The sequence below is a fragment of the Streptosporangium sp. NPDC006013 genome, from assembly GCF_040614275.1.
In the GTDB taxonomy this organism is placed as follows: Bacteria; Actinomycetota; Actinomycetes; order Streptosporangiales; family Streptosporangiaceae; genus Streptosporangium.
Genome location: NZ_JBEXUE010000648.1, coordinates 1 through 4,603 on the forward strand (window position 1 = coordinate 1; position 4,603 = coordinate 4,603).

Below are 4,603 nucleotides of genomic sequence, written 5' to 3' on the forward strand. Positions count from 1 at the left end.
ACCCACCGCAGCCCCCGACGAACTGAGGGAGATGGCCACGTGATTCCCGATTCAACTCCCGCCCCGCCTTCCTGGCGGGACCAAGGTGCATCGTCACACCGCTTCCTACTACGTTTTGCCCCGGTCCACCTGGCAAAACAGCCAAGGCTCCCCGATTGAACGGAATTTGCCAGGATTCTAGTCCCCATACCTGGACATGACAGACAGATGACCAATCTACGGTAAATGGTCTCTTAACCTATGACGCCAGTACGGGGTCGGTGCCGGCCGGATGTCGCACCGCCATGCCCCGTTCTTCTCGCGGCCGGTACGGACACCGGTCGTCGCTCACCGGAAACCCCTGGTCACGGGGGTGCCGCGAGGCGGGGGCGGGGTTTCCCCAGCCGGTGCGGTGCAGGCCGAGGGCGGCCCTGAGTCGCTCTTACGGGTGGTGCCGGATGTGGTCTGTCCCCGCGGTGGAGGGTGTCGTTCGTTGGCTGCCAAGCTGTCTCCCCGCGAACACGAGCTCCCGGTCTGCGCCACAGGTCCGGACCTTTGCCAAATTTGGGGCGTAAGCATACTGATTTATCATCCGTCACGGATGTCGCTGCGTTCGATTACATTCCGAAATCAGCCGAGGTGATCTCCGCGATGTGCCGGACCGATCCGGGGCTCGTGACCTAGCTTCAAGTCATGAATCTGCAGCAGCTCCGCTATGTGGTCGCGACGGCGGAGCATCGCACCATGACCGACGCGGCCAGATCGCTGTACATCGCACAACCCGCGCTCTCCCGTGCGATCAGGGATCTGGAACGAGAGCTCGGGATGACATTGTTCGCGCGTTCCGGACGTGGCGTGGTCGTCACGGCACAGGGGCGCCGGGTGGTCAAGCTGGCCAGGGAGGCACTCGATGCCGTTCGCGAGATCGAGGCACTGTCCACGCACGGCCACACCTCCGAGGCGGAGCTCCGCATCGCCTCGATACCCAGCCTCGAGCCGGGGCTGGCCGGACGCCTTCTCCCCGCGTACACCGCGGAACATCCCGGGGTACGCATTCAGATTGTCCGCTGTGACGGGCGGGACGGCGTGGTGAGCGCCATCAGGGACCAGCGGGCCGACCTCGGCCTGACGGACCTGCCCGTCCCCACCGATCTGGTCAGCCACCCGCTGGAGCGCCAGGAGATCGTGCTGATCTCCCCGCCCGGCGTGGACCTGCCCGACCCGGTGCCGGTGAGGAGACTCAACGGCATGCGCCTGGTGCTGCCGGTCCCCGGCAGCTCCCGGCGCAGGGAGTTCGACGCGCTCTTCGCCAAGCACGGTGTGGCCCCCGTGGTGGCGACGCAGCTCGACGAGCGCGGCAACTGGCTGAGCACCGTCCGTTCGGGTACGGCCTCGATGCTCTGGTACCGGGGGATGGCCGAGCAGGCCGCCCGCGCCGGACTCGTGGTCCGCACCCTCGATCCCTCGGTCCGCCGGGTGATCGCCATCGTTCACGCGCGACGGCGGCTGCCCGCCATCGCCCAGGAGTTCCTGTCCGTGGCCGAAAGTGGGTCGGCCGCGTAGGAGCCCCGAGGCTCGTCAGTTTCCCCCCAGAGGCGGCGCAGGTGGGAGCGCCGTCCTCTCCGACACCGGGCTATAGGCTCGGTCTCGATGACTACTCTGCACCTGCGAGGCCGTGAGTTCCGGCCCGGTGAGTTCGCGATCATGGCGGTGGTCAACCGCACCCCCGACTCCTTCTTCGACCGGGGAAGGACCTACGGTTTCGCGGCGGCCCTGGAGGCGGTGGACGGTGCCGTCGCCGGAGGCGCGGACATCGTCGACATCGGCGGTGTCAAGGCGGGTCCCGGTGACGAGGTCGACCCCGCGGAGGAGATCCGCAGGGTGGCCGACCTGGTCGCCGAGGTCAGGCGGCGCCACCCCCGGCTCATCATCAGCGTCGACACCTGGCGTGCGGAGGTCGGCGAGGTCGTCGCGGAGGCGGGCGCCGACCTGCTCAACGACACCTGGGGCGGGGTCGACCCCAACCTGGCATCCGTCGCGGCCAAGCACGGCATCGGCCTGGTCTGCGCGCACGCGGGACGGGTCGCCCCCCGCACCCGCCCGCACCGCATCGCCTACGCCGACGTGGTCGCCGACGTCATCGGCTACACCGTCGACCTCGCCGAACGCGCCGTCGCCGCGGGAGTGTCCAGGGAGTCGATCCTCATCGACCCGGCGCACGACTTCGGCAAGAACACCTGGCACTCCCTGGAGATCAGCCGTCGCCTGGACGAGATGGTCGGCACCGGCTGGCCGGTGCTCGTCGCGGTCTCCAACAAGGACTTCGTCGGTGAGACCCTCGGCGGGCTCCCGGTGGACGAGCGCCACGCGGGGACCATGGCCACGCTGGCGGTCTCCGCCTGGCAGGGCGCCCGGGTGTTCCGGGTCCACGACGCCGCGTCCGCCCGCGCCGCCCTGGCGACCGTCGCCAGGCTCCGGCGATGACGCGGCGCGTCAGGAGTAGATGACCGACAGGAAGCGGATCAGGATGGCCTCCCGGCGGTCGGCGGGAAGGGCGTCCAGGACGGCGTTGACCACGGCCATCTCCGGCTGTCCGGAACCGCCCAGATCCACCCCGACCGAGGCCGCCAGCTCGCCGAAGGTCTCGTCGTCCAGCGTGTCCAGGTCCAGTTCCGCGATCAGTTCCACCAGCCCCTCGGGCAACCGCGCGGGGCCGCGCCCGCGGGCCGCCTCCGCCGCCTCCGCGATCACCTCCAGCATCGCCTCGACACCCCGCAGGGTCACCCCGGTCACCGTGATGTGAATGTTGGCCGGGATACCCGCGTACGACAGCTGCGGCTGCAGGAACCACCCCCGCTTCCTGGCCTCGTCGGACAGTACGAACACGTCCACCTCGTCCGAGCCGAAGGCGACCAGCGCGGACTCGGGGTCGCCGAGCACCCGCAGCCCCGGGATCTTCGCGATGCCCTCGCGGAGCATGCGGGCCGCCGCCAGGGTGGTGCGGCCGAGTTCCAGGTAGCCCTCCCTGCCCAGGGCCTGGAAGGTGGCCCACGCGCCGCCCAGCGGGCCGGCGGACTTCGAGCTCTGCACCGTGGCGTTGATCACCGTGTAGCCGGGCCACGACGCCGAGGCGAAGTACGCCCGGCGCCGCAGCGCCGGGTCGGCGAACAGCACGACCGACGCGCCCTTGGGGGAGTAGCCGAACTTGTGCAGGTCGCACGAGAGAGACGTGACCCCGGGAACCGACAGGTCGAAGGGCGGAACACTCGCCCCGGCCTCGCGCAGCCACGGCAACAGCCACCCGCCCACGCAGGCGTCCACGTGACACGGCACGCCGCGCGCGGCGGCGATCGCGGCTATCTCGGAGATCGGATCGATCACGCCCTGGGGGTAGGACGGAGCCGAGGCGACCACCAGGACGGTGTCCTCGCTGATCGCGGCCTCGACGGCCGCGGGGGAGGCCCGGAAGGTCACCGGGTCCACCGGCACCGGGTCCACCACGACCCCCAGGTAGTGCGCGGCCTTGTGGAAGGCCGGGTGCGCGGTCACCGGGACCGCCATCCGGGGGCGGCCCCCGGTCTTCCCGGAGTCCCGGGCCGCCTTCACCGCCAGCATGATCGACTCGGTGCCGCCGCTGGTGAAGATGCCCCACCCTCCGCCGAGCAGTTCGGCGACCGCGCCGACGACCTGCTTCTCCATCTCCACGACGCTGGGGAACGCCGTCGGGTCGAGGGTGTTGACCTCAAGCATCTCGAAGTAGGCCCTGGCGGCGGCCTCGTGCACCTCGGGGCGCCCGGTGTCGTAGACGTACGCGGTCACCTTGCCGCCGCGCACCGGCAGGTCGTCCCGCTTGAGGCGGGTGATCTCGGCGAGCAGTTCCTCGGTGCTGCGGCCCTTGTCAGGCAGGCTCATCGGTCTCCTCGGGGGACGGCTCGCACGGCTCGCGTGCCGGAAGGGACGCGGCCCGCAGAGGCCGCAGGGGAGTACCCCAGGATCATACGGATCGTGGCGCCGGGGAATCCGGTGGCAAGGAGACGGTCGACAGGCCCCGCTCAGGACAGGGGAAGCCGTACGACCGCCCGGAGGCCCGGTGCGGCGTCCTCCAGGTGGACCGCGCCGCCGTGGGCGTGCACCGTCTCGCGCACGATCGCCAGGCCAAGACCGGCCCCGCCCTCGTCGCGGCTGCGCGCGCTGTCCAGCCGGGTGAACCGGTCGAACACCCGCTCCCGGTCGGGCCCGGGAATGCCGGGCCCGTCGTCGGTGACGGTCAGCACGGCGTCGGCTCCCTCGTCCCGCAACTCGACCAGCACAACGGTGCGGGTGTGCCGCAGCGCGTTGTCGACCAGGTTGACCAGCACCCGTCCCAGATCCAGCGCGTCCCCCGTCGTCACCATCGGGCCGTCGTCGATCTTCACAGTGACGGCCTGGCCGTACCGCTCGACGGTCTGCTGGACCAGCTGGTCCAGTTCCACCGGCTCCCTGCGCGCCGGTGTGCCGCCGCGCTCGTCCAGGCGGGCCAGCGCGAGCAGGTCCTCGGCCAGCCGGGACAGGCGCATGGTGCCCTCGACTTCGCCGACATCGAGCCCGCCGTCGAAAACGGAAAGGTGGACGCCGGTGCCGTCAC

4 protein-coding genes are annotated in these 4,603 nt (G+C 70.6%); 2 read left to right on the forward strand and 2 right to left on the reverse strand.

The features are described from left to right. Positions 1 to 672: 672 nt before the first annotated feature. Both ABZ260_RS47000 and folP read left to right on the forward strand, forming a co-directional pair. On the forward strand, positions 673 to 1,542 hold the full coding sequence (locus tag ABZ260_RS47000) for a LysR family transcriptional regulator (protein ID WP_030909189.1): 870 nt from the start codon (positions 673 to 675) through the stop codon (positions 1,540 to 1,542). An 87-nt stretch (positions 1,543 to 1,629) separates the two neighbouring features. Next, positions 1,630 to 2,463, forward strand: coding sequence for a dihydropteroate synthase (folP, locus tag ABZ260_RS47005; protein WP_350920427.1), 834 nt, complete (start codon positions 1,630 to 1,632; stop codon positions 2,461 to 2,463). A gap of 9 nt (positions 2,464 to 2,472) precedes the next feature. Here the strand turns inward: folP and ABZ260_RS47010 are convergent, their stop codons facing one another. Both ABZ260_RS47010 and ABZ260_RS47015 read right to left on the reverse strand, forming a co-directional pair. Beyond that, positions 2,473 to 3,891, reverse strand: a complete 1,419-nt coding sequence (locus ABZ260_RS47010; RefSeq protein ID WP_355631368.1) for an aspartate aminotransferase family protein — start codon at positions 3,889 to 3,891, stop codon at positions 2,473 to 2,475. Between the two features lie 140 nt (positions 3,892 to 4,031). After that, a partial coding sequence (locus ABZ260_RS47015; RefSeq protein WP_355631371.1) for a HAMP domain-containing sensor histidine kinase occupies positions 4,032 to 4,603 on the reverse strand: 572 nt, incomplete at its 5' end.

Coding starts and splice junctions, on each gene's coding strand:
- folP (WP_350920427.1), top strand. CDS start 1,630: ATGACTACTCTGCACCTGCGAGGCCGTGAGTTCCGGCCCGGTGAGTTC.
- ABZ260_RS47000 (WP_030909189.1), top strand. CDS start 673: ATGAATCTGCAGCAGCTCCGCTATGTGGTCGCGACGGCGGAGCATCGC.
- ABZ260_RS47010 (WP_355631368.1), bottom strand. CDS start 3,891: ATGAGCCTGCCTGACAAGGGCCGCAGCACCGAGGAACTGCTCGCCGAG.